This window comes from Phormidesmis priestleyi ULC007, from assembly GCF_003003695.1.
In the GTDB taxonomy this organism is placed as follows: Bacteria; Cyanobacteriota; Cyanobacteriia; order Leptolyngbyales; family Leptolyngbyaceae; genus Phormidesmis_A; species Phormidesmis_A priestleyi_A.
Genome location: NZ_PVWG01000026.1, coordinates 1 through 23076 on the forward strand (window position 1 = coordinate 1; position 23076 = coordinate 23076).

The 23076-nt window shown below is 48.8% G+C and carries 26 protein-coding genes; 16 read left to right on the top strand and 10 right to left on the bottom strand.

From position 1 onward, the window contains the following. Positions 1-215: 215 nt before the first annotated feature. Together C7B65_RS18010 and C7B65_RS18015 are read left to right on the top strand one after the other, a co-directional pair. A complete protein-coding gene (locus tag C7B65_RS18010; RefSeq protein WP_425320469.1) occupies positions 216-323 on the top strand; it encodes a tyrosine-type recombinase/integrase in 108 nt (35 codons plus the stop codon). A 371-nt stretch (positions 324-694) separates the two neighbouring features. Next, positions 695-1066, top strand: coding sequence for a hypothetical protein (locus tag C7B65_RS18015; protein ID WP_106254088.1), 372 nt, complete (start codon positions 695-697; stop codon positions 1064-1066). A 223-nt stretch (positions 1067-1289) separates the two neighbouring features. Here the strand turns inward: C7B65_RS18015 and recF are convergent, their stop codons facing one another. After that, entirely contained in the window at positions 1290-2465 is a 1176-nt protein-coding gene (recF, locus tag C7B65_RS18020; protein ID WP_073073995.1) for a DNA replication/repair protein RecF, read from the bottom strand. Here recF and C7B65_RS27905 point away from each other — a divergent pair. Then, complete coding sequence (locus C7B65_RS27905) at positions 2445-2588, top strand: hypothetical protein (protein ID WP_181314430.1); 144 nt, start codon at positions 2445-2447, stop codon at positions 2586-2588. The two genes, recF and C7B65_RS27905, sit on opposite strands and share 21 nt — an antisense overlap. A gap of 93 nt (positions 2589-2681) precedes the next feature. Continuing rightward, positions 2682-2894 (top strand): hypothetical protein, encoded by a 213-nt coding sequence (locus C7B65_RS18025; protein ID WP_073073997.1) that lies wholly within the window; start codon positions 2682-2684, stop codon positions 2892-2894. Positions 2895-2899: 5 nt separating this feature from the next. On the opposite strand, the gene C7B65_RS18030 is transcribed toward C7B65_RS18025, so the two are convergent. The 4 genes from C7B65_RS18030 to C7B65_RS18045 form a co-directional block, all read right to left on the bottom strand. Next, positions 2900-3484 (bottom strand): hypothetical protein, encoded by a 585-nt coding sequence (locus tag C7B65_RS18030; protein WP_073073998.1) that lies wholly within the window; start codon positions 3482-3484, stop codon positions 2900-2902. 377 nt (positions 3485-3861) lie between these two features. Next, positions 3862-5001 carry a CO2 hydration protein gene (locus C7B65_RS18035; RefSeq protein ID WP_073074000.1) on the bottom strand — a complete coding sequence of 380 codons (1140 nt, stop codon included), beginning with the start codon at positions 4999-5001 and terminating at the stop codon, positions 3862-3864. A 26-nt stretch (positions 5002-5027) separates the two neighbouring features. After that, positions 5028-6563, bottom strand: coding sequence for an NADH-quinone oxidoreductase subunit M (locus C7B65_RS18040; RefSeq protein WP_073074001.1), 1536 nt, complete (start codon positions 6561-6563; stop codon positions 5028-5030). 57 nt (positions 6564-6620) lie between these two features. Further along, positions 6621-8480 carry an NAD(P)H-quinone oxidoreductase subunit F gene (locus tag C7B65_RS18045; RefSeq protein ID WP_073074003.1) on the bottom strand — a complete coding sequence of 620 codons (1860 nt, stop codon included), beginning with the start codon at positions 8478-8480 and terminating at the stop codon, positions 6621-6623. A 529-nt stretch (positions 8481-9009) separates the two neighbouring features. On the opposite strand from C7B65_RS18045, the gene C7B65_RS18050 reads away from it, so the two are divergent. The 9 genes from C7B65_RS18050 to C7B65_RS18090 all read left to right on the top strand — a co-directional run bounded on the left by C7B65_RS18050 (position 9010) and on the right by C7B65_RS18090 (position 16809). Beyond that, positions 9010-9318 (top strand): carbon dioxide-concentrating mechanism protein CcmK, encoded by a 309-nt coding sequence (locus C7B65_RS18050; RefSeq protein ID WP_073074005.1) that lies wholly within the window; start codon positions 9010-9012, stop codon positions 9316-9318. Positions 9319-9382: 64 nt separating this feature from the next. Then, on the top strand, positions 9383-9724 hold the full coding sequence (locus C7B65_RS18055; RefSeq protein ID WP_017290237.1) for a carbon dioxide-concentrating mechanism protein CcmK: 342 nt from the start codon (positions 9383-9385) through the stop codon (positions 9722-9724). Positions 9725-9730: 6 nt separating this feature from the next. Beyond that, positions 9731-10030 carry a beta-carboxysome shell vertex protein CcmL gene (ccmL, locus tag C7B65_RS18060; protein WP_073074007.1) on the top strand — a complete coding sequence of 100 codons (300 nt, stop codon included), beginning with the start codon at positions 9731-9733 and terminating at the stop codon, positions 10028-10030. Positions 10031-10222: 192 nt separating this feature from the next. Further along, on the top strand, positions 10223-12223 hold the full coding sequence (gene ccmM / locus C7B65_RS18065) for a beta-carboxysome scaffolding protein CcmM (protein ID WP_073074062.1): 2001 nt from the start codon (positions 10223-10225) through the stop codon (positions 12221-12223). Between the two features lie 60 nt (positions 12224-12283). Beyond that, positions 12284-12913 carry a beta-carboxysome scaffolding protein CcmN gene (ccmN, locus tag C7B65_RS18070; RefSeq protein ID WP_073074008.1) on the top strand — a complete coding sequence of 210 codons (630 nt, stop codon included), beginning with the start codon at positions 12284-12286 and terminating at the stop codon, positions 12911-12913. 114 nt (positions 12914-13027) lie between these two features. Continuing rightward, positions 13028-13894: a beta-carboxysome assembly protein CcmO gene (gene ccmO / locus C7B65_RS18075; RefSeq protein ID WP_073074010.1), complete on the top strand. Its 867-nt coding sequence runs from the start codon at positions 13028-13030 to the stop codon at positions 13892-13894. Positions 13895-13972: 78 nt separating this feature from the next. After that, positions 13973-15103, top strand: a complete 1131-nt coding sequence (locus C7B65_RS18080) for a hypothetical protein (protein ID WP_073074012.1) — start codon at positions 13973-13975, stop codon at positions 15101-15103. After that, a complete protein-coding gene (locus tag C7B65_RS18085) occupies positions 15100-16095 on the top strand; it encodes a pentapeptide repeat-containing protein (RefSeq protein ID WP_073074013.1) in 996 nt (331 codons plus the stop codon). Before C7B65_RS18080 ends, C7B65_RS18085 begins: the two co-directional genes overlap by 4 nt. Before the next feature lie 63 nt (positions 16096-16158). Beyond that, positions 16159-16809, top strand: a complete 651-nt coding sequence (locus C7B65_RS18090; protein ID WP_073074063.1) for a cadmium resistance transporter — start codon at positions 16159-16161, stop codon at positions 16807-16809. 285 nt (positions 16810-17094) lie between these two features. Here C7B65_RS18090 and C7B65_RS18095 read toward each other — a convergent pair whose 3' ends face one another. From C7B65_RS18095 to btpA, 3 genes are all read right to left on the bottom strand, one after another. Next, positions 17095-17370 carry a hypothetical protein gene (locus C7B65_RS18095; RefSeq protein WP_073074015.1) on the bottom strand — a complete coding sequence of 92 codons (276 nt, stop codon included), beginning with the start codon at positions 17368-17370 and terminating at the stop codon, positions 17095-17097. A 147-nt stretch (positions 17371-17517) separates the two neighbouring features. After that, complete coding sequence (gene rpiA / locus C7B65_RS18100) at positions 17518-18228, bottom strand: ribose-5-phosphate isomerase RpiA (RefSeq protein ID WP_073074017.1); 711 nt, start codon at positions 18226-18228, stop codon at positions 17518-17520. A gap of 167 nt (positions 18229-18395) precedes the next feature. Then, positions 18396-19271, bottom strand: coding sequence for a photosystem I biogenesis protein BtpA (gene btpA / locus C7B65_RS18105; RefSeq protein WP_342353010.1), 876 nt, complete (start codon positions 19269-19271; stop codon positions 18396-18398). Between the two features lie 114 nt (positions 19272-19385). Here btpA and C7B65_RS18110 point away from each other — a divergent pair, with 114 nt between their 5' ends. Continuing rightward, positions 19386-19664 carry a hypothetical protein gene (locus C7B65_RS18110; RefSeq protein ID WP_219898635.1) on the top strand — a complete coding sequence of 93 codons (279 nt, stop codon included), beginning with the start codon at positions 19386-19388 and terminating at the stop codon, positions 19662-19664. Between the two features lie 383 nt (positions 19665-20047). Here C7B65_RS18110 and C7B65_RS27910 read toward each other — a convergent pair whose 3' ends face one another. Further along, positions 20048-20212, bottom strand: a complete 165-nt coding sequence (locus tag C7B65_RS27910; RefSeq protein ID WP_181314431.1) for a plasmid partition protein ParG — start codon at positions 20210-20212, stop codon at positions 20048-20050. Positions 20213-20408: 196 nt separating this feature from the next. Between C7B65_RS27910 and C7B65_RS27915 the strand changes: the two genes are divergently transcribed. Further along, complete coding sequence (locus C7B65_RS27915) at positions 20409-20579, top strand: hypothetical protein (RefSeq protein WP_181314432.1); 171 nt, start codon at positions 20409-20411, stop codon at positions 20577-20579. A 72-nt stretch (positions 20580-20651) separates the two neighbouring features. Here C7B65_RS27915 and radA read toward each other — a convergent pair whose 3' ends face one another. After that, entirely contained in the window at positions 20652-22172 is a 1521-nt protein-coding gene (radA, locus tag C7B65_RS18120) for a DNA repair protein RadA (RefSeq protein WP_073074020.1), read from the bottom strand. 171 nt (positions 22173-22343) lie between these two features. Here radA and rpaB point away from each other — a divergent pair, with 171 nt between their 5' ends. After that, on the top strand, positions 22344-23075 hold the full coding sequence (gene rpaB / locus C7B65_RS18125) for a response regulator transcription factor RpaB (RefSeq protein WP_073074022.1): 732 nt from the start codon (positions 22344-22346) through the stop codon (positions 23073-23075). Position 23076 lies beyond the last annotated feature (1 nt).

Consider the following 23076-nt stretch of genomic DNA (forward strand, 5'->3'; position numbering starts at 1 on the left):
AGGGCTTTTGAAGTCCTTCCAACTCCCCCGAACGACTTCGAGTCGCACGTCTAACTATTATTTCTGCCGTTTGAACTTCTCACAAACAGGATAAATGCCCCTCACAAAAAATTATGCCGTGTGGAAGCCGGATAACTCCTGCTTTTCTAGGTTCTATACGGAATCTTCACAGGATAATTCCCCTATTTCGGCAGTTATACTGAACGACGCATCTGTTGGAAGATGGCTATGACATTCGCACGGTTCAAGAACTCCTAGGGCATCGGGATGTCAAGACTACAATGATTTATACTCACGTTTTGAATAAGGCGGACGTGGGGTGAGAAGCCCAATTGATGCTTAGGTTGACTGTGATCGAGAACGAGTCAACACGCCCATCAGGTCTTTAGAATTCGACATCGGAGAAGATCGCACCCTCTCAAAAATTCAGCATTCCAAAAAGCAAAAAACTCTTGTACAATACACCGCAGTGATGAAGTTGTGCCCCGCAGCCTGATCTGGGAAATCAGACTCCGAGGACTTCCATCCCTAGTTAGTACCATTAACTCAGGAGGCGTTCATGATTGTACACCGTCAGCTTTGCTATGGGATCTTGAAAGGCTGGAATCAAGATCCTGCATACGTTTTTTACCCCAGGATGTCTGAGAAATCAGCATTCTTGTCCTCTTTGAATTAACCGAGAGGACAAAATAATATGGGAGTTAGGACGATCGTTCCTGGCTCGATTTCGTTCACCGTTGAGTTGCGATGCTCAACCGAAAAACGGTATCGGGTTAGTGTGACTTTGGATTTGCAAGAGCGTTATATCTTCCTTTCGTCTGGCATTCTCGTGAATGTTAGCGACAGCATTGAAGAGTTTGTTTCACAACTGAGTGAGATTGCATCCAATCAACTGGCATTGTTCAAATGGGATGGCACCAGTGATTTGATGACTGAATATCAAATTGTTCGAGTGTTGCCGGGATATCAAGTTGAACGTTCTTTAGTGAAGTTCAACATTGAGATCGGCAATGGTTCACTGATTCAAGTGGAGGAGTTGCACAACAAAATCACCATTCAACTCTAGGAAGTTGGGCGTTGGGGAGCCGTCGATTACCTAATAGACCTCCTTGCACGAATAAAACTCTCGACGTAAACCACCCTGACTCGCCCCATAACCCCCAATTCTAGGGAAACCGGAGTTCAAAGTCCCCCAGAATTGGGGGTTTTAGGGGGCTTTCCCGGATTCATGCAGGAGGTCTACTGACGTGGCAATGTAGTCCTTCAGCCGCTACTCCACCTGCTCCTCGTCAAAATATTTCCTGCTCTACTAATTGTCCTGCTTTGACTTCTAGAATTTGTGAGGCGTTAATCCATTGAGCATCAAAAGAGCCTAAATGAGTGGTCGTAATCAACGTTTGAAAGCGATCTTGAATGGCATCTAAAAGTTGATTTTGCCGACTTAGATCGAGTTCTGCTAACACATCATCTAAAAGCAGTAGAGGCGGTTCACCAATAACATCTTCGATCAATTTGAGTTCGGCAAGTTTGAGGGCGAGTACTAAAGTACGCTGCTGTCCTTGAGAACCATATTGACGAGCGGGAGTATTGTTAATCGTGAATTCAACTTCATCGCGATGCGGCCCAACGATCGTCGTTCCTTGATGTCGCTCGACGATCGCGCGTTGCTGAATCTTCTCTAAAAATGCTTTCTGCAACGCTTCGGGATTATCGTCAATGAGTTCTACATTGGGCGCATAGCGAATCTCTAACGCTTCGGTGCTGCCGCTAATCGTTTGATGCCACGATTGAGCAAATGGGATGAGACGCTGCAAAACTCTGGCACGACGACGAATTACACGAGAACCCGCGATCGCCAATTGAGCATCCCACAAAGACAACTCTGATGGGTTTAAAGACTGAGATTCAATCTCTAACGCTTGACTATTGAATAAATTTTGACGGTTAAGATCTGATTTTTGAATGCTTTTTAAAAGTGCGTTGCGCTGACGAAGAATCTGATTATATTGCTGAAGCACGGAGGCATAAATCGGCTCAAGCTGCACAAGCAGAGCATCGAGCCAATGACGACGCTGTTCGGGCCCGCCTCTCACTAAATCGAGATCTAAACTAGAAAATTGCACCATGTTGAGGGTGCCCAGAAAGTCTAGCTGACGACGAAGATTTAGCCCATTTAAGCCCACACTGCGGCGACCATTTTGGCGAAGGGTCATCGACAAATCGACTTCGCCCATGTCTTTTTGCAAGTGTCCAGAAATTTGGGCGATCGCTTCTCCATCTAAAATCAAATCTCGATCGCGGGAGGTACGGTGCGATCGCAGCGAAGACATCAACTCCACAGCTTCGAGCAAGTTTGATTTGCCCTGGGCGTTGTTGCCCACCAAAATCGTTTTGGCTGCCGAAAACTCTACCTGCTGATCGGGATAGTTACGAAAGTTGCGGAGGTGCAGCGTCTTGAGATACATACCGATCGACAGGCTCTAGACTATTCACTATACGCCGTGGAGGAGCGATCGTCTCAGTCAGCTTACACCTATCGCATGATTAGCCCTGATAAAGTTATGGATCGCTTAATTAGCTTTTTGTAACTCTTATATCGTCTTGTGTGTTCTGAGTTTAAGTACGGCGCGATTCAGTATGGTTGAGGCTAAAGACACTCTCTCGATCGGGCGCGCGGTTACATGACTCCTTTAATGCTTCGTCAGCTATGGTCTTTGGTAGACGCGACTCAGGTGGCGCTACTGCTCAATCTAGACGACGCTAGTCTAGTGCAGTGGCTATTGCGCCAGTTTAGAATTCAGCAACCTCTAAACCCTGAAGAAATCACGATTCTCAGCAGCTACATTCAGTCCAAACTGTCGCTAATTCGAGACTTGGCCCATCAAAAAGATTGAAACCATTACTCAGGTTTAAGGAGGGGTGAGCCTTGAGGCACCGCAGAAGGGTCAGGTTTATTGAAAGTGATTGACACGAGCATGAATCCTAAATATGCAGGCAGAATCAGCAGCACAAGACTGACGATCGCGGCCACCCAAAGACCTGGATTTGCCGACGAGCCGTAGTGACTCCGATAAGGGTCGATCGTCAACATTTCAGAATTGAGAATTTCACGCAGCGCGATCGGGCGTTTAAATCGAATCCGGCGATCGTCGAGTTTTTCTAACAAAATCCAGCCAGCTTGCGACTCTTCTGCACAGACGCGCTCAAAAATCTGAGGGTCACGAAACAGATCACGGCTCGATCGCACAATCTTAAACTCCCAGCCCACCAGTCGCGGATCTTTAGGCGGCTTGCTCGTGCCATTTTTGGCTTGAGCAGAAGTTGACTGCACGGTGTCTTTTGAATCATAAGGGGTCAAAGTTTCTTCCTCCTCTTCACACGCTTGCCCAATGCGCCACTGTTGCCAGCGCAGCCACCCACCTGCGACCACTGCTTGTAAACCCAGACTGCCAATCAAAAAGCTTAAAAGGGTGACTTCGCCCATGAACACCGGAGAAGGATTGAGTGATGAATTTTGAGTTACAAGAATTTAACCACTCAATGTTGAAATTCAAACATTGGAATTTTCTTTTCTGACTTTCTGATTAGTAGGCTTTAGCTCCATTCCCGCCAAAGTCTATGCTAAGGATCGTGGATTAAATAACCTGTAAAACTTGTAATCAAATCTCTTGATTCGTCATGGCTGAGATCTTCGCCCCCTAAATCTTCCACAAGTGAAGGACTTTGAGCCAAGATTCCCGGTTTCAAAGTCCCCCAGAATGGGGGATTTAGGGGGCACAAGCCGACTCAAACGGAGCAATTAACGAACTTGTATCCGATCTAGTTGAATCCGAGCAGTTGCACTTTAATAAATTCACGTTCCTAAACATCACAAACTTGAACATTTGGCAAGCGGGAGCCAATCAATCGATCCATCCAGCCTTCAAGATACTTGCGATTAATTTGCTGCTCTTTGGCATCGATCGTATCGATCGCATGAGGCATCAACCCCAACATCGCAGCCGTAGTTACGCAAAACATCGACTTTTGAAAGCTGACGCAAATTCTGACTCGCAGATCTTCTTCACCGCGGAGCGATCGCTGATATAACTCATGCAGATAGGGCGGCAGATTGTGCCTTAGATCTTGCATCAATAGAGTGGGTGGAATGCCTGCACCGCCAACTGGCAACGGGTCTGCGTAAAGTGCGCCATAGTTAAAACGCTCTTGATCAGACGAAATCTGGCGGGCTTGGGCATTATAAGAAACGGTGCCCATGAACGGAAACGATCGAAAAAACACCGCGTTGATATAAGGAACTCCCGTATCCATCAAAAATGTCAACCCTGCGGATTTAGGAATCAGATCATAGGTGCGATCGCCGATCTCCACCGCATAGGTAATCGGTTCGTTTGCGGCAGCCACCAATGCGGCTCGGATAAACTCAACCACATCAGGAATCGATCGAATGGTTCCCTGGTCGTAGGAGTCGGACAGGTCTAAAAACATTTTGCTCATGACCTTCCAAAACTGCCCCAGCGCACTGTAGTAGCACAACTGACGCACTTGCTCTGGCAAAAAGTCAGGAAATACCTTTGCGAGTCCCTTAATTGGTAAGTTGTTTTTTAACTTTTCATTAGTCGCTTTTTGCACGAGTTCTAAAAACTCTGGCGAATCGAGATAGGTGTCTAAGCCGCCGCCACCGTGCCAAAACATTGCTTTCATGCAATACTCAGCAAACTCGTAGTTAAAGCGATCGTGCCACCAATGTTTGAGCAACTTGTTAAATGAAACATCTCCGTCAAAGTATTTGAAAAACGGAAATAACTCTAAAAACTGGTGTTCTGAAATGTAAATGAGATTGCGCCAGTAAGCATCTAACACAACCCCATAACTCTTGAGAACGCCAACCACTTCGAGCAGGTTATCTTCAGAGTCGGGTAGCAGAGCACCGCCCGCTTCCAGGCGATCAATAATGTCGGCTAACGGATGATTTGAAGGCTTGAGCGGAGTAGTAACCATAAGCGTCTGATGGAGAGTAAAAGAGACTAATTGTGAATGATAAATTGCTCATTCGCGAGTATTCCAGCCGGACTTGGAGACTTTAACGTCTTAGCGGCAATGGTTGGAAAATCAATCAGCATTGCCGTTGTGGTCGTTTCAGTCCAGCGCACCACCCAACTAGGTTGTAAGCCCAAAATAACGATCAAAACTGCAAGCACAAAACCAGGTGCCCGCTCTGACCAGGGCACTTTTGGAAGGTTTTCAAACTGCTCAGGGAGGCGACCAAAAAAAGTCCGGTTGACCAACAGCAGAAAATAAACTGCCGTGAGTCCCGTTCCGATCATCGACAGCAATGTCTGGACGGGGAACACCGGAAAACTACCTCTAAAAATTAGAAACTCTGAAATAAAGCCCACCATACCGGGAATTCCGGCACTTGCCATCACGCCGACGACCATTAAACTGCCAATAATCGGCAATCCTCGTTCTGGGTTAAGCAATCCTTGCAAAATGGTGATGTCACGAGTTCCGGTCTTTTTATAAACCACGCCCACCAATGCAAATAACATCGCTGAAATCAGACCGTGACTCACCATCTGAAAGACCGTTCCTAGCAGACTGAGCGGAGTTGCTGCCGCCGCCGCTAAAAGAATGTAGCCCATGTGCGCGATCGAGCTATATGCCACCATTTTTTTCATGTCGGTCTGGGCGATCGCGGTAAACGCCCCAAACAAAACGCTCACGACTGCCCAAGTTGCCAGCCAGGGAGCCAGTACCGCCCACGCTTCAGGAAATAGCTGCAATCCAAATCTGATTAACCCATAAGTTCCCAGCTTTAGCAACACACCCGCCAACAAAACAGAAATCGGCGTAGAGGCTTCAACGTGAGCATCGGGCAACCAAGTGTGCAACGGAAATAGCGGAATCTTAATTCCAAACCCGATTAAGATTGCGCCGAGCAACACGATTTGAGTCGTGAGCGGCAACGTTTGAGACAACAGCGGATCAAACTCAAAAGAAGTTGCTCCACCTAACCAGGTTAATCCTAAGAAAGCTGCCAGAATTAGAACGCCTGAAAGAGCGGTGTAAATTAAAAACTTAGTCGCAGCATATCCCCGTTTTGCGCCACCCCAAATTCCGATCAGCAGATAGAGAGGAATCAGTTCAAGCTCATAGAACAGGAAGAATAACAGTAAGTTTTGGGCTAAAAACGCGCCTGCAACTCCCATGTTTAACAGGAGAATCAACGCATAATAGAACCTGGGACGCTGAACAGAAGTATCGCTACAGTAGATTGCGATTAGGGTCAATAAATTACTCAGCGCCAACAGTGGAAATGATAATCCGTCCACGCCTAGACGATAGCTCAACCCCAATGAGTCGAGCCAGGGAATGCTTTCCTGAAACTGCATTCCAATATTAAGCGCATCAAATTGAGTGGCGATCGCGATCGTCACCGCCAGCACGATCGCACTCCAGGCGATCGCCACCTGACGGACTCGACTTGCCGCGACCGTGGCAGGCAACACCGCAATGAGCAAGGCTCCCACTACAGGTATCCAAATTAAAGCACTAAGCATAGGTCAATCGAAGATATAAAAGTTTGAATTTTGAGGTTTAAGCTGTGGGAGCTTCGGTCAAAAGAACACCCCTAAAACGGATTCCCACATCGACCAGGTAAGCACGATTCCTAATAGACCCACACCCAGCAAAATGGTCAGCATGTAAGCTTGAGACTGACCCGAAACACTATATTTCAGGCTTTCTCCGCTAAAAATAGAAGCCAATCCTACAAAATTCACGAACCCATCCACAATGTATCGATCGAACCAGGCACTAAATCGAGAAACCGTGCTGACGACAAAGACCACCGTAAATCGATAGAGGCGATCGACATATAAGTCGTAAGCTAAAAAATCTTGCATAAATCGTAGAGGCGCTTGAATCGGTCTAGACCAATTGTGGTTAAACGCCACGAGCGATCCAGCAATTAGCCCCGTCAACCCCGACCCAATAATCATCAGAGAGCCTTGCCAGTTGAGATATCGCCAACTAGGAAGCACTGACAGCGTTTGCATAATCAGGGGAACGGTGAGCGTAAAAATTGTCAGCGTCACCATCGGCACCGCCATCGTCCAAGGCACTTCTGGAGCGCGGCGCGTCTTGGGCATTGGCTGACCGAGAAAGACCAAACGGTAGACACGAGTCAGGTTAAAAACCGTCAGCGCATTCACGATCAGAATGACTGCTACCAGCCACGGCTGACCGTACCAAAAATCATCCACTCCTCTTTGAAAAGCCCAAAAACCGCCTAGAGGCAGAATTCCGACCAGACCCGCAGAACCGACTAGAAAAGCGCTGGTGGTCGCTGGCATTCGTGACCACAAGCCACCCATTTCAGTAATATCTTGGCAACTAGTCGTGGCAATAATCGATCCCGTACTCATGAACAGCAATGCTTTCGAGACCGCGTGAGCAAACAGCAACGCTAATGCAAAGCCTGTCCAGTTCACTCCGACCGCAGCAAACACCAACCCTAAATAAGCGCTCGTGGAGTGAGCTAAGGCGCGCTTGATGTCGATTTGGGCGATCGCCACCAGAGAAGCCCCGATCGCGGTAGCCGCACCCAAAGCAACCAAAGCCGTTGAAGCCACCGGAGATAAGATCAAAATTGGCTGAAGTTTAATCAAAACGTAGGCACCACAGCCCACCACTACCGAATTTCTTAAAATCGAAGCGGGATTCGGGCCCTCCATCGCTTCATCAAGCCATAAGTGCAGCGGAAACTGGGCGCACTTGCCGATCGGGCCCGCAATCAACGCCAAACCCAGCAGAGCAGACACCGTGGGAGACAGTTCAGCCGTCTCTGCCCACTCATATAGGTCAGGAAAATTTAAACTGCCCGATAGGGTCGAGAGCGCCACAACGCCCATCAGCAGAAGCACATCGCCGACGCGCTTGGTCAAGAATGCATCTCGTGCGGCGGTCACAACGAGCGGTTGGGCATACCAGAAACCGACTAGCAAATAGGTTGAGAGGGTCAAGATCTCCAGTAGAGCATAAGTGAGAAACAGAGAATTGCTCAACGCTAAACCGCTCATCGCCGCTTCAAAAAAACCCATCAAGGCAAAAAATCGAGCTAATGCCCAGTCTTTCTCCATATAGCCCAGCGCAAAAACCTGCGCCAGCAAACTCAAGCCTGTGATCACCTCCATCGCGCCGACGCTCGTTGAGGAAATGTCTAGAGCGATCGACAGATCGAGATCTGCTGCTTGTAACCAGTGAATGACTAGCTCGTGTGACTCCTGCCCCCAAGTGGCATTAAACAGCGCCCAGCCGTGGATGCAGGCCAAAAACGTTGTGAAAATATTGAGATAAGCGGCAGGTCGAGGGCCCGTGCGCCGAATCAGCCCCGTTGCCCAAGGTAAAGACAGGATCGCGCCCAGCAACCCATAACAAGGCACCCACCAACTTGTATCAATGAGAAACTGCTGCATCGAACCTGCCTTTACTCAAAAACTTACCAAAAACACCCCCCAAAGCAAATTTGCTCGGTTGGGAAACTTCACCAATTTTGATGATTGTTAAAAAATTAGAACAACTTTCCTCGTGAAATTCAGCTTAACGCTTAACGTCCTTAAAAGTACAATGCGATCTATACAGAGAGAGCCAATGGTATAGAAAAGCTAACTTTTATAGATAAACATGACTTATGTACAAGAAAGTTTTCTATAAATAGTGTTGAAAAGAGTCTATGATTCTGAAGGCGAAATCTTAAGGCAATCTTCACCATCTCCCTGTGGGCAGGAGCTGATAACTGGGGATCGCAGCACGAAAGATTAGTCGAGCTTATGTCTAAAATTTGTAACTATCATCAAGTATTATATTGTCAAGCGTCAACAACCCGCTTATTCTGAATAGAGAGTACGGTTGAAAAGCCTTGATGAAGCTTGACAAGATGGGTTATCTCGTCAACATTTTTGCTTAGGGTTGTTGCAATTAGTTTCACTTATCAGGAGATCAAGAATGCCGATCGCTGTGGGAATGATTGAGACACTGGGTTTTCCGGCTGTGGTGGAAGCCGCAGACGCAATGGTGAAAGCTGCTCGTGTCACCCTGGTTGGCTACGAAAAGATTGGTAGCGGTCGCGTGACCGTGATCATTCGCGGAGACGTGTCCGAGGTGCAAGCCTCGATCGCGGCTGGGCTTGAATCTGTTAAGCGGGTGAACGGCGGACAAGTAGTGTCTACTCACGTCATCGCTCGTCCTGACGGAAACTTAGAGTATGTGCTGCCCATTCGCTACACCGAAGCGGTTGAGCAGTTCCGAAGTTAATGGCAATTTGCTAGTTAACTGATTTTGTTGTGTCTAGAATTTGATTGGAAGGGAGAATTTAACGATGGCTATTGCAGTTGGCATGATTGAAACTCTGGGTTTCCCCGCCGTGGTAGAAGCCGCAGACGCGATGGTGAAAGCCGCTCGTGTGACGTTGGTGGGTTATGAGAAAATTGGGAGTGGTCGCGTTACGGTGATCGTGCGGGGCGATGTGTCTGAAGTTCAGGCATCAGTTGCGGCTGGCATCGAAAACGTCAAGCGCGTCAACGGCGGGCAAGTACTGTCTACCCACATCATCGCTCGTCCTCACGAAAACCTGGAGTATGTGCTGCCCATTCGATACACCGAGGCAGTTGAGCCATTCCGTGAAAGCGTGAGCGGCATCCGCCCTCTTAACCGTCCATAACGCCTGATGCAAATTGCTAGAGTTCGCGGCACCGTTGTCAGCACCCAAAAAGAGCCGAGTCTAAGAGGTGTGAAGTTTCTGCTTCTACAATTTTTAGATGACGCAGGGCAGCCACTCCCTCATTACGAGGTGGCGGCTGACAATGTTGGGGCAGGGATCGATGAATGGGTTCTGGTTAGCCGTGGCAGTGCTGCCCGTCAAGTTCCCGGAAGTGAACAGCGCCCTGTCGATGCGGCAGTGATTGGAATTATTGACACGGTAAGTGTTGACAATCGATCGCTCTACAGCAAAGGGACGCAATATTAGCGATCGGGCACCTAATTGCGTAATGGGTTGGGCAGAGCTTAACCCATTACGCAATTGATAACGGTGTACTGCGCTACGGCTAGTCAGTTCAGCAAAGTGATTGAATAGGCGCAAAAAGTTACGATCGAGTCATCATCCTTGCGATGTGTGCAGTCGAGCTTTACAATGCGCGGTCAGCTAGGAGAATTTTTTATGGTAGTCCGTAGTTTTGCGGCTCCACCCACGCCTTGGTCAAAGAGTCTCGCCGAACCCGACATTCACCATACCGCCTACGTTCACTCGTTCTCTAACATCATTGGAGACGTGAGAGTGGGCGAAAATGTGATGATTGCGCCGGGCACCTCGATTCGCGCCGATGAAGGGCATCCGTTCTACATTGGTGATGACACCAATATTCAGGATGGAGTCGTCATGCACGGGCTAGAACAGGGCAGAGTTGCGGGTGATGATGGTGATTCCTATTCAATTTGGGTGGGAAGCCGTTCTTCGCTCACTCACATGGCGCTGATTCACGGGCCCGCTTATGTGGGCGACGATTGTTTTATTGGATTTCGATCGACGGTGTTTAACGCACGGGTTGGCAACGGCAGCATTATCATGATGCACGCGCTGGTTCAAGATGTAGAAATTCCTCCTGGAAAGTATGTGCCTTCTGGAGCGATCATCACCAATCAGCAGCAGGCCGATCGTTTACCCAACGTGCTAGAAGCCGACGTGAAGTTTGCGTCGCACATTATTCATATCAACGATGCGCTGCGATCGGGCTATCGCTGCGCTGACAATATCGCTTGTATTGCCCCAATCAGAAATGAGATGGCTAACCCTAAAATGAATCAACCCACTTCAAATGTTTCTAGCCGCTCTGCCAATGGTTCGGGCAATGGCGGCGTGATTGAGCATGTGCGTCAACTGCTGGCTCAAGGTTATCGAATTGGCACCGAACACGCCGATGAGCGACGCTTCAAGATCAGTTCTTGGAAAAGTTGTGCGACCATTCAGTCAAATCGAGAATCTGAAGTGCTGGCTGCGCTCGACTCGTGTATGCAAGAGCATAGCGGCGACTATGTGCGGCTAATTGGCATTGACACAAAAGCTAAAAAGCGGGTGCTGGAAACAATAATTCAGCGTCCAGGTGCGGCACCGACAAAGCTTTCAAACGGTTCGTCTAGCAGCTATTCGGCACCGTCTTATGCTTCTAGTAGTGGCAACGGAAACGGTCATGCGGCGGCTAGTGGCTCGATCGAAGGTTCTGTCGTTGCTCAAATTCGTCAAGTTTTAAGCAAAGGCGGACGGATTGGGATCGAGTTTGCTGACGAGCGTCGGTTCCAAACAAGCTCTTGGAAAAGCGCTTCGGTTCAGGCGAACAACGAGTCTGGAATTTTGGCTGAAGTGCAAGCGTGCATGACAGATCATGCAGGTGAATATGTGCGGATCATCGGCATCGACCCCAAAGCAAAGCAGCGAGTTTTAGAATCGATCGTCCAACGTCCCTCCAGCAAGCAACATATCTCTAATCCGACTGTGAGACCTACTTCCAACGGTGGAGCGGCTCCGAGTCACAGTGCAGTCCGCACTGATGGCAGTGTTGCCGAGCAGGTGCGTCAACTGTTGTCGCAAGGCGCGGCGATCGGTCTAGAGTTTGCCGATGAGCGACGATTCAAGATCAATTCTTGGAGCAGTGCGCCTTTGATCCATACGAGATCAGAAGGGGAAGCGATCGCGGCTCTAGAATCTTTTATCGCAGACCACAGCAGTCACTATGTGCGCCTGGTTGGTGTCGATACAACTGCGAAGAAGCGAGTTTTAGAAACCGTCATTCACCGTCCTGGTAAAACACCTGAAACCTCTCTAGTTTTAGATCCTCCGGTTTATGCTCCACCCGCTTCAACGAGTTCCTCCTCGGCACGTTCAGCTTCAGGGAGTCAAAAGCTCAGTAGTGAAGCGCTTGATCAGGTGCGTCAGCTAGTGCGTCAAGGCGCTCGAATTGGCTTAGAGTATGCAGATGTCCGTCGCTACAAAGGTGGCGCTTGGCAGACTGGGGCTTCGATTCAAGCAAACTCTGAATCTCAGGCGATCACGGCTCTTGAATCTGCTTTGTCTGACTATGCGGGCCAATATGTACGCTTGATCGGCACCGATCTGAAGGCAAAACGTCGCATCATTGAGATGGTCATTCAAAAAGCTGGAAAGTAACTAGTTTTGAGTTTTGAGTTGGTAATCAATTCAGAACTCAGAATTCAAAACTCTTGAACGATGTATCCTTTGCCTCTGCAACTATGTCCGATCGACACCACCCATTATCTGGTGAGTGGCGATGTCACCATTCACGAAGGGGTCGCGATCGCGCCGGGGGTTCTGCTGCAAGCAGATCCGGGCAGCAAGATCATTATTGGTGCTGGAGCCTGCATTGGCGTTGGCTCAGTGCTGCACGTCCATGAAGGTACGCTGAAAGTCGGAGCAGGTGCCAGCATTGGCGCGGGGGTTTTGCTGGTGGGTCAGGTCACCATCGGCGATCGGGCTTGCATTGGGTCAGCAGCAACGATTTTAGAGAGTGCTGTTGAAGGGGGGGCACTGGTGGCACCGGGTTCTCTGGTGGGCGATCGCAGCCGTCCTTTAGAAGCACTCGAATCTGCCCCAATTCAATCTACTCCTGTGTCCGAAGCGCCTCCAGACCCGTGGGCTGATCCTCAAACACCTTCTGAAGCGGAAGTTCTACCCGAAGATCCGTCACCCGAACATTCATTACCCGAACCAAACCCTGTGGTGATTGCTAGTGTTTATGGGCAGTCTTACGTTAATAATCTTCTCGTCAAGCTGTTTCCTCAAAATCAACAAAATTACAACGCGCCTGACAATGGGCATTCTCCGAACGGAAATTCTTAAGGACGATCGGGCGATCGCCCATCTGTATTTATCAGCAGAAAAAACCAGGACTGAAGAACTTTACAGACCCGTTAAGATTGAAGTTATAAGAACTGCCCTGTCACCCCTTCGCTGATGAATCGTCTAGACAGATTTACTGATACTGCCTTAGGTCTTGTCTCTACCGAAAGCTTTCCGGCGATCGTGGGCATTGCTGACATGATGCTCAAGTCATCAGACGTGACGCTGGTGGGTTACGAAAAAACGGGTGGGGGCTTTTGCACCGCTGTCGTGCGGGGCGGAATTTCAGATGTGCGATTGGCAGTCCAGGAAGGAATCGATCTCGCTGCTCAGTTTGGGCAGAAGGTTTCTACCCTGGTCGTGCCTCGCCCGATGGCAAACTTAGAAGCGGTCTTGCCGATCGGCACCAAACTCGCAGAACTCGCCAAAGGCAGACACGGCAATCCTTTTCGCAATCAGGCGGTCGGCTTGCTCGAAACTCGCGGATTTCCGGCAATGGTCGGCGCGGCGGATGCAATGCTCAAATCGGCAGATGTGACGTTAACGGCCTATGAAACGATCGGGTCAGGGCTTTGCACCGCAATTATTCGCGGCACGATCGCAAACGTCGCGATGGCGATCGATGTGGGAATGCAAGAAGCCGAGCGCATTGGCGAACTTCACTCTGTAATGGTGATCCCTCGTGCCCTCGAAGATTTAGATCAAACCCTGCCGCTCGCAAGCTGCTGGATCGAAGAGTTGCAGCCATTGCGCCTCCCGATCGAACTCAAAGAAACCGAAAAAGAATTGGTCGCATTGCCAGAACTTCAGCAAGAGCTTCAGTCTCTAGCCCCAACTCAGAGCGGACTGCAATTGCCAGAATCTCGCCAACCCAAGGCAGAAGAGTTGCTAGAACTCTCGATGCAAACCCCTCAAGAAGAGCCGCTAGAAACTACTCAACCGCCTGAACCGAAAACGCTCAATCAGCCTCCAGAAGAATAATTAGGAAAAAGCAGTCTCCTGTGCAAAGTGCTTTATAGCAGGGCATCCTAAGCACACACCTAACACCAACTCTGACTAATGGCGGATCAATACACTCCGATCGTGTGTCAGCTAGAACAGGATGCAAATGCTGTCCGAATTAAAAAGCTGATTTTATACGCCTGCAAAAACTGGTGGGAGAATGATCTCAATCGCCTTAGTGTTATCAGCTTGCAAAGCCTAGTGCAGGAGTTGCGCTATCTCAATCCCACGTTGGAGCGTCTGCAATATAAACTAAAACTTCTGGTTGGCACTCTTAGCAAACAAGAAGAATATCTTCAAGTCGCGAACACGATTATAGAAAATCTGGCAGCGTTATATAGAACTGCACCTGCGATCGAGAAAACCCCGATCAGCACCAATCCGCTCGATGGCATTGGCGGCGAGTTACAAACACAAATTACACAAGCTTTAGAGCAAGCAGCAAATTCTTCTAGCCGCATCAAAAAACTGATGATTTGCGCGGCTCTCAAATATTGGGAGACCGACCCGATTAAAGTTGAGCAGGCAGAAATCAAAAAACTAATCAGCGAATTAGCCCATCAATATCCGACGATCGAAAGCCTACAAATCGGATTGGCGGCGATCGTCAAAAGTCTCAACAAGCCGATCGAATATGCCGCGATCGCCAATATGATTTTGCGAGAAATGGGCAAGTTATATGTTCAAGAAGATGGGGTTCCCCTTCAAGAGGCGGCAGGCGTTCTAACTTCTCAGGCGCTAAATCAGCCGATTTGCCAAACCGCAGATCCTGCGCTCAGTCTCTTTGACATACGGCTAGAGATCATCAAGTTTGCCAATCCACTTCGGGCAAAAATTCTGCTGTTTTCTCTGGTTTACTATCCATTCACGGGCAAAGAACAGGATTGGTCAAATCTAAAACTCTATAGCCTAGAGGGGTTGCTTCGCAGTGTCACAACCGTGTGTAGCTCTCTAGAAGCGTTGCAGTTAAAGCTAGAAGAAATGGCACACCAGTTAAACCAGCCAGAAGAATATCTCGCAGTCGCCAGCGTGATTCTCAAAAGCGTGAAACCGGGGTATGCCGAACTTCAACAGCAACAGCAAGACTTAGAAATCAGTGCTGCCGATGTCACACGGGCAGACTCGACGCAAGTTTTGATCGCTCCTGTAGCGAAATTGATCTCAGGGATCGAAAATAGAAAGTTATGAATGGTCAAGACGTATTAGAGCGCTATGAATCGGGAGAGATGAATTTCACGAGGGCAAACCTGAGTGGAATTAATTTAATGGGAGCAGATTTAATTGGCGCAAATTTAGCCCATGCTGATCTGCATCACTCGATTCTAATTTTGGCTTATTTGAATCGATCGAACCTCACCCACGCCAACCTCAAAGGCACTAAACTGTGCGGTGCAAATCTCAGTCAAGCCGACTTACTCAACGCAAATTTGTGCGATGCCGATCTGCACGGAGCGATTCTCTATGGAGCTGATTTGCGAGGTGCCGACCTGAGTTTAGCAACCTTGGTAGATGCCAATTTTAGAGATGCCGATCTGCGAAACGTAAATTTTAGTGGCGCAGATCTCCGGGGTGCTTGCTTGCGCGGGGCAAACCTGCGAGAAGAAAAACGTGCTTATAAAGGCGCAAACCTACGCGGTGCCGATCTGCGAGGTGCTGACTTGCGCGGGGCGAATTTATCGGGGGCTGACCTGAGTCGATCGAACCTAATCGGCGCAAATCTCAGTGAAGCCACCCTCCGAAACGCAGACCTCACTGAAGCCAACTTAACCGATGCAATTCTCAACGGGACATTTTTAACCGACGCAAATTTAACGGAGGCAAATCTTAGCCGAGCCATATTACGCAACTGCAAGCTCAACCGCGCCCAGTTAAACGAGGCAAATTTAGCAGACGCTGATTTGAGAGATGCCACGCTGAGTGATGCGAAACTGCACAAAACTAATTTTCAACGGGCAAATTTGACGCGATCGCGCCTCAATCGTGCCGAATTTAATCACGCAAATCTTCGTCATGCAACATTGGTAGACGCTCTTTTGATCAAAGCTTACTTGGGTCGGGCAGATTTGCGCGAGGCAAATTTAGCAGGAGCGAATTTAGCGGGGGCAGAACTCAGCAGCGCTCTGTTGAATGGAGCAATTTTGCAAGGCGCAACGTTACCCGATGGCAGCGTGCAGACCTAACTCGTGAACTGCACGCAGGAAATTTTATGAGTTAATGAATCTATCCTTTTAATGTGCGATGTGATGAGTGGGTTTATCAGTGCCCTCCTTGCTGGAGTCACTGCCTTTATTGCTACCAACTTAGATGACATTGTGATCTTGATGCTGTTTTTTGCCCAGACCAATGCAGCCTTTCATCCCAAGCATATTGTGGCGGGCCAATATTTAGGCTTTGGCGCTTTGATTCTCGCAAGTTTGCCCGGTTTTTTTGGAGGCTTGATGGTGCCCAAAACTTGGATTGGGTTGCTCGGATTGTTACCCATCGCGATCGGGCTTTATCACCTGATTCACCGAGAAGCAGACGATCAGGTTCAGACGATCTCAAATGACTTCAAGGAGTCAAAGATTAAGCTGCCAATTTTGTCGGCGTTAGGGTTGTTGGCTCCTCAAACTTACCAGGTGGCGGCAGTGACGATCGCCAATGGTGGCGACAACATCGGAATTTATGTGCCGTTGTTTGCTACCAGCAATGCCGCCAGTCTCGGAGTCATTCTCAGTATTTTCTTTGTGATGGTGGGAGTGTGGTGTTATGTGGCGTATCAACTCGCTCGTCACCCGATCGTCGCTCGTGTGTTGACTCGTTATGGCTCGGCGATCGTTCCGTTTGTGCTCATCGGGTTAGGAATTTTCATTCTGGTTGATAGCGGCACTTACAAACTACTCACAACCCCTTGAAAGGATGTCTGAGAAGCCCTTGGTGTCTTCTTCGTTCAGATTTTCCCACCCCGAAATAAATTTCGAGGTGAGTGAATGCGATAACGACTCTTTTTCAGAACCCCTCTTAACGTCAGTTCGATGAGTTTTTTCGCTTCGTTCTTCAGCGCTTCAGCCCCCTAAATCCCCAAATTCTGGGGGACTTCAAGCCCAGACTTTAGGTTCAAAGTCCCCCAATTTTGGGGGATTTAGGGGGCAACCCGGATTTGCAACCGCAGCGAAAGGCTTCATCGAATTCACGTCTTCTTAGCTTCCGCAGGTCAAGATTCCTTCTTTCACTCCGTCAGTTCTCGTCTGCACTTGGAGCTTGGGTTGCTGTCCGGGATAGCATCGGACTAACGCTCGATCGCCACTCCGAGTCATGTACAAAATGTAGATGGGTTTACCGCCTAATACGGCTGGAACAAGCTGTGGAGGGGCAGGGGCAGTTGCAATCGCAGGTACTAAACTGGCAATGCCAAGAAATGCCCCGGTCGATCCGATCGCCAACGCTGAGAAACGGGTTACAAACTTCAGCTTCATCTCACACCTCAGATAATAGTTTTGACTAAAGTTTTTAACTGACTTGTTCAGATTAAAAGACCGCCAATCTATTGTCAAATCAATGGATTGAGGGATTTGATTGACTGACTTCTCTCATCAGCCAATCAGAAGAGATTCAAACCCGATTTAAAACTCTCGGATTGAAGGCTGTCCGTCTTTGATTTCTCCAACGAGAACTAGGTCAGTCACGCCGACAAATAAACCGTTCTCTAACACACCAGGAATGTTGTTGAGGGTCTTCTCAAGATCAGCAGGATTGTCAATGCGATCGAACTTGACATCGATCACCAGATTGCCCTGATCTGTGACGACCGGGCCTGCTTTTTTGATGCCCATCCGCAGTTCGGGTTTGCCGCCTAACTTGACGATCGCTCGCATCACCGGAGTTACCGCCATCGGAATCACTTCGACCGGAAGCAAAAACGTTGACCCCAAATGCTCGACGAGTTTGCCGCTATCGACGACGACAATAAACTGATTAGCGAGAGAATCGACGATTTTTTCTTGCGTATGGGCTGCCCCGCCCCCTTTGATCAAATTCTTGTGCGGATCGACTTCATCGGCTCCATCGATCGCGACATCAATGTGATCAATTTCATCTAAGGTCACGAGCGGAATGCCATATCGTCTCGCCAACACGATCGCTTGAAACGAGGTCGGAACGCCTTTGATGTCTTTCAGGTCGCCCGATTTGAGTCGATCGCCCAACGCCTGGATTGCGTAAGCAGTGGTTGACCCAGTGCCCAGCCCCACAATAGAACCAGACTGCACTCTAGCGGCGGCGGCAACCCCCACCTGCTGCTTCATAATTTTTGCGGGGTCAGTTTCTACGCTCATGATCAAAAGTCCTCAACAATTCGTCTAAAGGGTGAGGGGTCAATTGGCGACTCCTTCTCATCATTAATACTATCTGTACATGACCCTTCCATCAGCACTTAACCACTTGACACTCACGTCTCTAGGAGTTCAAAGTGCAGCATCCAGGTTTACCGTCTTGCTAATCTTTAGGAATGCAAACTCATTGAAGAAGCGGGTTTTGTCTGATTTTCTGGAGACACACTGCGACGAGTGGCTTCTACAAAACGGCTGACTCGAATCGGGTCGATCGCTTGCGATCGTTTTCCCTGACGCTTGAGCGAACTCGACACGATTACGCCATCCGCCGCCGTCATCAATTTAGGAATATTCTCCCAATCGGCACCACTGCCAATAAAAACAGGCGTTCCTTGAGCGGCGGCGCTAGCGAGTTCTAAATCTTCTAGACTCGGAGGGCTGCCCGTTGCCCAACCAGAGAGAATCACTGCATCGGCTAAACCTCGCTCGATCGTGTCCTGCACAGCCGTTGTCAAATTGGGCGAACCTAACGGACGAGCGTGTTTCACCAATACATCAGCAAAGACTTTGACATCGCATCCTAACTCGCGACGATAGCGCAGCAGCTCATGGGCGCGACCCTCGATCATGCCTTGATCGGTTGCCATGATGCCCGTCCAGACATTGACCCGAATGAATTGAGCTTGGACGCAAGCCGCGATCGCGAATGCACTTTGAGCATCATTTCGCAGCACATTGATCCCGATCGGCAGCGTCACCATATTCATCAATCGCTGGATCACGACTGTCATGGCGCTGACCACTGCCGGATCGACATGATCTTTAGGAAATGGGGCATCAAAGAAATTTTCGACGATGATGCCATCTACGCCACCTGCTGCTAGAGCGGTTGCTTCTTGTTCGGCGCGATCGATGACTGCCTTGAGGCTGCCACCCCAACGCGGGGAGGTCGGCAGGGGCAATAAATGCACGACACCAATAATCGGATTAGGGGTTTTAAAGACTTGTTTTAGATCCACGTATCCAATGTTTGGCTTCAGCAGCAAAGGTTCAACTGATTCAAATGATAGCTGTTTACCGTACCCGAATTCGCTCTATGAAAGGTCTTCTAGGCTCAAGTCTGTTCCTCTATAGTGAGAGAAACCTTACTCAAAGCACTTATGTTGCTTCATCTGAGTACTTGGCTAGAAGTTGAAACTGAGGGTTTTCTCATGAATAGCAGCACCGACTCGGAAAATTACGTTCTGTCGCCAGATTCGATCAAGGCTTATCGTTATGCAGTCTACTTCGAGAGTGAGTGGCTGTGGAAGGAAAAAAATTCGCTGTGTCGGGCAAATGCAGCGCGGAGACTTGCAGAGTTGACGGCTAAACTTGCTGAGATGGAAGACGAAGAAGCGAGAGAACTTTCAGAGCAAGATTCGGCTAGTGAAACCGCTTAATTAATAGAGCGATCGACTAGGTTTTCTATGAATGATTCAAAATCTGCCGACTGAAGCCAGATTCAACGTCTGCGATCGCTTCTTTTGTCAGATTTTCCATCGCAATGTCTTTCTCTTATTGTTCGTTCCATTGCTGCTGGTTTAACTCAAAAAGCTGACGAAAAAGAGTGACTTTTCATAGACATTAGGACTTACGCATTGACAGAAAACAGTAGTATGCACTTTTGATATTTGGTATCCAAAACTACACTTTTTAACAGGCTTTCAAGTGATTTTGAACAAGAACTCAGGTTCAAAGTCGTTTCTTAGAAATGCTGTAACCCAGTAATTGCGTTAATGCACACCTGCATTTTCGGGTCAATGCGTAAGTCCTAGACATATTGCTAATCCTCTTTTGAAAGCTTGGGCAAGACCCTATCAAGAAGTTCTTCTAAGATTGCTCCCATTGATTTACCAGTCTTGGCACTTTCAATTTTCAGGCGGGTTTTAATCTCTTCATCAATTTCTACTCTCAGCCAATCTCTTTTTTTTTCAAGCTTCCCAGCCATTCTGAAATCACCACTTGCTTACTCAACTATTAAGCATTACTGCCACTCTTCAATACAATGGCACTATTGACATGACTAGCATTACTAGCAAAACTGTGATATTTGTCAAATATGCCAAAAGTCAAAAGCCAGTGCATTCCGGCGGTCAACCTTCAGCACTGGCTTTGGCTCCTATTCGTTCGGAGACATGATTATTATGAGCTATCGCAGACGACTACAAACCTGGACAGTGATTCGGTTACTGCCAAGAATGCAGCGAGTCACCATCGGACGGTTTAACCACTATTCCGATGCAGAAGGACATCTACAAATTTTGCGGCGACTTATCCCCGAAGGAGAATTTCTGCTAATTTTCGATCCTTGGTGATTTGATTTTAGGAGTGGGCGATCGTTTCCGAAGTTCCAAAAGATCGCTCCAAAAAACGATCGCCCACTTCAATTACTCCTCCGCCTCAGCGCTCTCAGTTTGTTGACGCGACTTGCTTCCTGCAAGAGCGATCGCCATCGCATCCACCACCCGCGACACTGGAATCACCTCCATTCCCGGCACATTAGAATAGGAACCTTTGGGCACGATCGCCCGCTTAAATCCCAGTTTTGCCGCTTCTTTTAGCCGCAATTCCATTTGAGACACCGATCGTACCTGTCCGCCTAAACCAACTTCACCGATGACGACGGTTTGCGGATCGATCGAGCGATCGCGGAAACTTGCCGCCACTGCCACCGCAATGCCCAAATCTGCCGCAGGTTCCCCCACGCTCAGACCGCCCGAAGACGCAACATAAGCATCGAGTTTAGAGAGCGGAATGCCAACTCGTTTCTCTAGCACTGCCAGGATTTGCAGCAGCCGATTGTATTCAATCCCGGTGGTCGATCGGCGCGGAGAACTATAGCTCGTCGCACTGACCAACGCTTGCAGTTCAACGACGATCGGGCGAGTTCCTTCACAGGCGACGATCGTCGCCGTCCCCGGCGTGGCTTCTTCTCGGTTCCCCAAAAATAGCTCTGACGGGTTAAGAACTTCTTGCAATCCCTGATCGACCATTTCAAACACGCCGATTTCATGAGTCGCGCCGAAACGATTCTTAACAGAGCGCAACAGGCGGTGACTCGCGAAGCGATCGCCCTCAAAATAAAGCACAGTATCTACGAGGTGTTCTAGAACTTTGGGCCCAGCGATCGCGCCTTCTTTGGTGACGTGTCCGACAATAAACAGCGTGATGTTCTGCCGTTTGGCGACCTGCATCAGCACTGATGTACACTCCCGCACCTGAGACACCGAACCCGGAGCCGAACTCAACGAACTGTAGTAAAGCGCTTGAATACTGTCAATCACCGCTACAGCAGGTTTGAGCGCCTCCAGTTCGACGAGAATCGTATCTAAATCGGTTTCGGGAAGCAGGTAAAGGTCGGCATCGGTGGCGATCGCGTTTTTAGGAGTCGCAGAATCTAGCGAACTCTCAGAGGTCTCATCAGTTTCTACCTGTTGACCAATTCCCAACCGTTGCGCCCTCAGCTTCACCTGTTGCCCCGATTCCTCAGCGCAAACATAGAGCGTTCGATAGCGGGTGGCCAGTCGATTTGCCGTTTGCAGCAGCAGCGTCGATTTGCCGATGCCGGGGTCGCCACCAATCAAAACCAGCGAACCCGGTACAATTCCTCCACCGAGAACTCGATCGAGTTCGGTGTATCCAGACGACAAGCGAGACTGAGGATGATCGGTAATTTGAGTTAAGGTCAGCGACGAAACCGCCTGAGCCGTGGCATTACGGGCTGAGGTGCGGCTTTTGCCGCTGGTTCTGATTTGAGCGACCTGACCAATTCCAGCCGAAGAGTTTGTCGATCGTACCACCTGTTCTTCTAGAGAATTCCAGGCAGCACACGACGAGCAACGACCCAGATATTGGGGAGATTCTGCCCCACATTGGTTACAAACAAAGTGCGATCGTAGTTTTGGCATTACAAAAATTATCGTGATATTCCTTCATAAAGTAGACAATCGTTAAGAAAGTCGGAAGGTCAGTGATAGTGAGGCTTTGACGAACTGAAAATTGTGAAGTGAGTTACTATCTTAATGATAAAGTACAAAAAATTAACGATCAGAGATTTGACCTAGGGAGCGTTGAAGAAGTTGGAAAATCACAAAGAAAAAATATTAGTCGTCGATGACGAGGCAAGCATTCGCCGCATCCTTGAAACTCGTCTTTCAATGATTGGCTATGATGTCGTTACGGCTGCTGATGGAGAAGAAGCCCTCGACACATTTCGTAACTCTGAACCCGATCTGGTCGTTCTCGACGTGATGATGCCAAAACTTGACGGCTATGGAGTCTGTCAAGAACTGCGGAAAGAGTCAGATGTGCCCATTATTATGCTAACGGCGCTTGGAGACGTTGCCGATCGCATCACAGGCTTAGAGCTAGGAGCAGATGATTATGTCGTCAAACCCTTCTCGCCTAAAGAGCTAGAAGCCCGAATTCGCTCAGTCTTGCGGCGAGTTGAGAAAACAGGCGCACCCGGAATTCCCAGTTCTGGTGTGATTCACATCAACACGATTCGGATTGACACCAACAAGCGCCAAGTCTATAAAGGCGATGAGCGCATTCGGCTGACTGGAATGGAATTTAGTCTTTTAGAATTGTTGGTCAGCCGCTCTGGAGAGCCGTTTTCTCGATCGGAGATTTTGCAAGAAGTGTGGGGCTACACGCCTGAACGTCACGTTGACACTCGTGTGGTCGATGTCCATATCTCTCGCCTGCGCGCCAAGCTAGAAGACGATCCCAGCAATCCAGAACTGATTTTAACCGCTAGAGGAACGGGCTATCTCTTCCAGCGAATTCTTGAACCGGGTGAGGTCGAGTAAT

Bases quoted from the DNA above. Each gene is read 5' to 3' on its own strand.
- C7B65_RS18015 (WP_106254088.1), top strand. From the start codon at position 695: ATGGGAGTTAGGACGATCGTTCCTGGCTCGATTTCGTTCACCGTTGAG.
- recF (WP_073073995.1), bottom strand. From the start codon at position 2,465: ATGTATCTCAAGACGCTGCACCTCCGCAACTTTCGTAACTATCCCGAT.
- C7B65_RS18025 (WP_073073997.1), top strand. From the start codon at position 2,682: ATGACTCCTTTAATGCTTCGTCAGCTATGGTCTTTGGTAGACGCGACT.
- C7B65_RS18030 (WP_073073998.1), bottom strand. From the start codon at position 3,484: ATGGGCGAAGTCACCCTTTTAAGCTTTTTGATTGGCAGTCTGGGTTTA.
- C7B65_RS18035 (WP_073074000.1), bottom strand. From the start codon at position 5,001: ATGGTTACTACTCCGCTCAAGCCTTCAAATCATCCGTTAGCCGACATT.
- C7B65_RS18040 (WP_073074001.1), bottom strand. From the start codon at position 6,563: ATGCTTAGTGCTTTAATTTGGATACCTGTAGTGGGAGCCTTGCTCATT.
- C7B65_RS18045 (WP_073074003.1), bottom strand. From the start codon at position 8,480: ATGCAGCAGTTTCTCATTGATACAAGTTGGTGGGTGCCTTGTTATGGG.
- C7B65_RS18050 (WP_073074005.1), top strand. From the start codon at position 9,010: ATGCCGATCGCTGTGGGAATGATTGAGACACTGGGTTTTCCGGCTGTG.
- C7B65_RS18055 (WP_017290237.1), top strand. From the start codon at position 9,383: ATGGCTATTGCAGTTGGCATGATTGAAACTCTGGGTTTCCCCGCCGTG.
- ccmL (WP_073074007.1), top strand. From the start codon at position 9,731: ATGCAAATTGCTAGAGTTCGCGGCACCGTTGTCAGCACCCAAAAAGAG.
- ccmM (WP_073074062.1), top strand. From the start codon at position 10,223: ATGGTAGTCCGTAGTTTTGCGGCTCCACCCACGCCTTGGTCAAAGAGT.
- ccmN (WP_073074008.1), top strand. From the start codon at position 12,284: ATGTATCCTTTGCCTCTGCAACTATGTCCGATCGACACCACCCATTAT.
- ccmO (WP_073074010.1), top strand. From the start codon at position 13,028: ATGAATCGTCTAGACAGATTTACTGATACTGCCTTAGGTCTTGTCTCT.
- C7B65_RS18080 (WP_073074012.1), top strand. From the start codon at position 13,973: ATGGCGGATCAATACACTCCGATCGTGTGTCAGCTAGAACAGGATGCA.
- C7B65_RS18085 (WP_073074013.1), top strand. From the start codon at position 15,100: ATGAATGGTCAAGACGTATTAGAGCGCTATGAATCGGGAGAGATGAAT.
- C7B65_RS18090 (WP_073074063.1), top strand. From the start codon at position 16,159: ATGAGTGGGTTTATCAGTGCCCTCCTTGCTGGAGTCACTGCCTTTATT.
- C7B65_RS18095 (WP_073074015.1), bottom strand. From the start codon at position 17,370: ATGAAGCTGAAGTTTGTAACCCGTTTCTCAGCGTTGGCGATCGGATCG.
- rpiA (WP_073074017.1), bottom strand. From the start codon at position 18,228: ATGAGCGTAGAAACTGACCCCGCAAAAATTATGAAGCAGCAGGTGGGG.
- C7B65_RS18110 (WP_219898635.1), top strand. From the start codon at position 19,386: ATGTTGCTTCATCTGAGTACTTGGCTAGAAGTTGAAACTGAGGGTTTT.
- C7B65_RS27910 (WP_181314431.1), bottom strand. From the start codon at position 20,212: ATGGCTGGGAAGCTTGAAAAAAAAAGAGATTGGCTGAGAGTAGAAATT.
- C7B65_RS27915 (WP_181314432.1), top strand. From the start codon at position 20,409: ATGAGCTATCGCAGACGACTACAAACCTGGACAGTGATTCGGTTACTG.
- radA (WP_073074020.1), bottom strand. From the start codon at position 22,172: ATGCCAAAACTACGATCGCACTTTGTTTGTAACCAATGTGGGGCAGAA.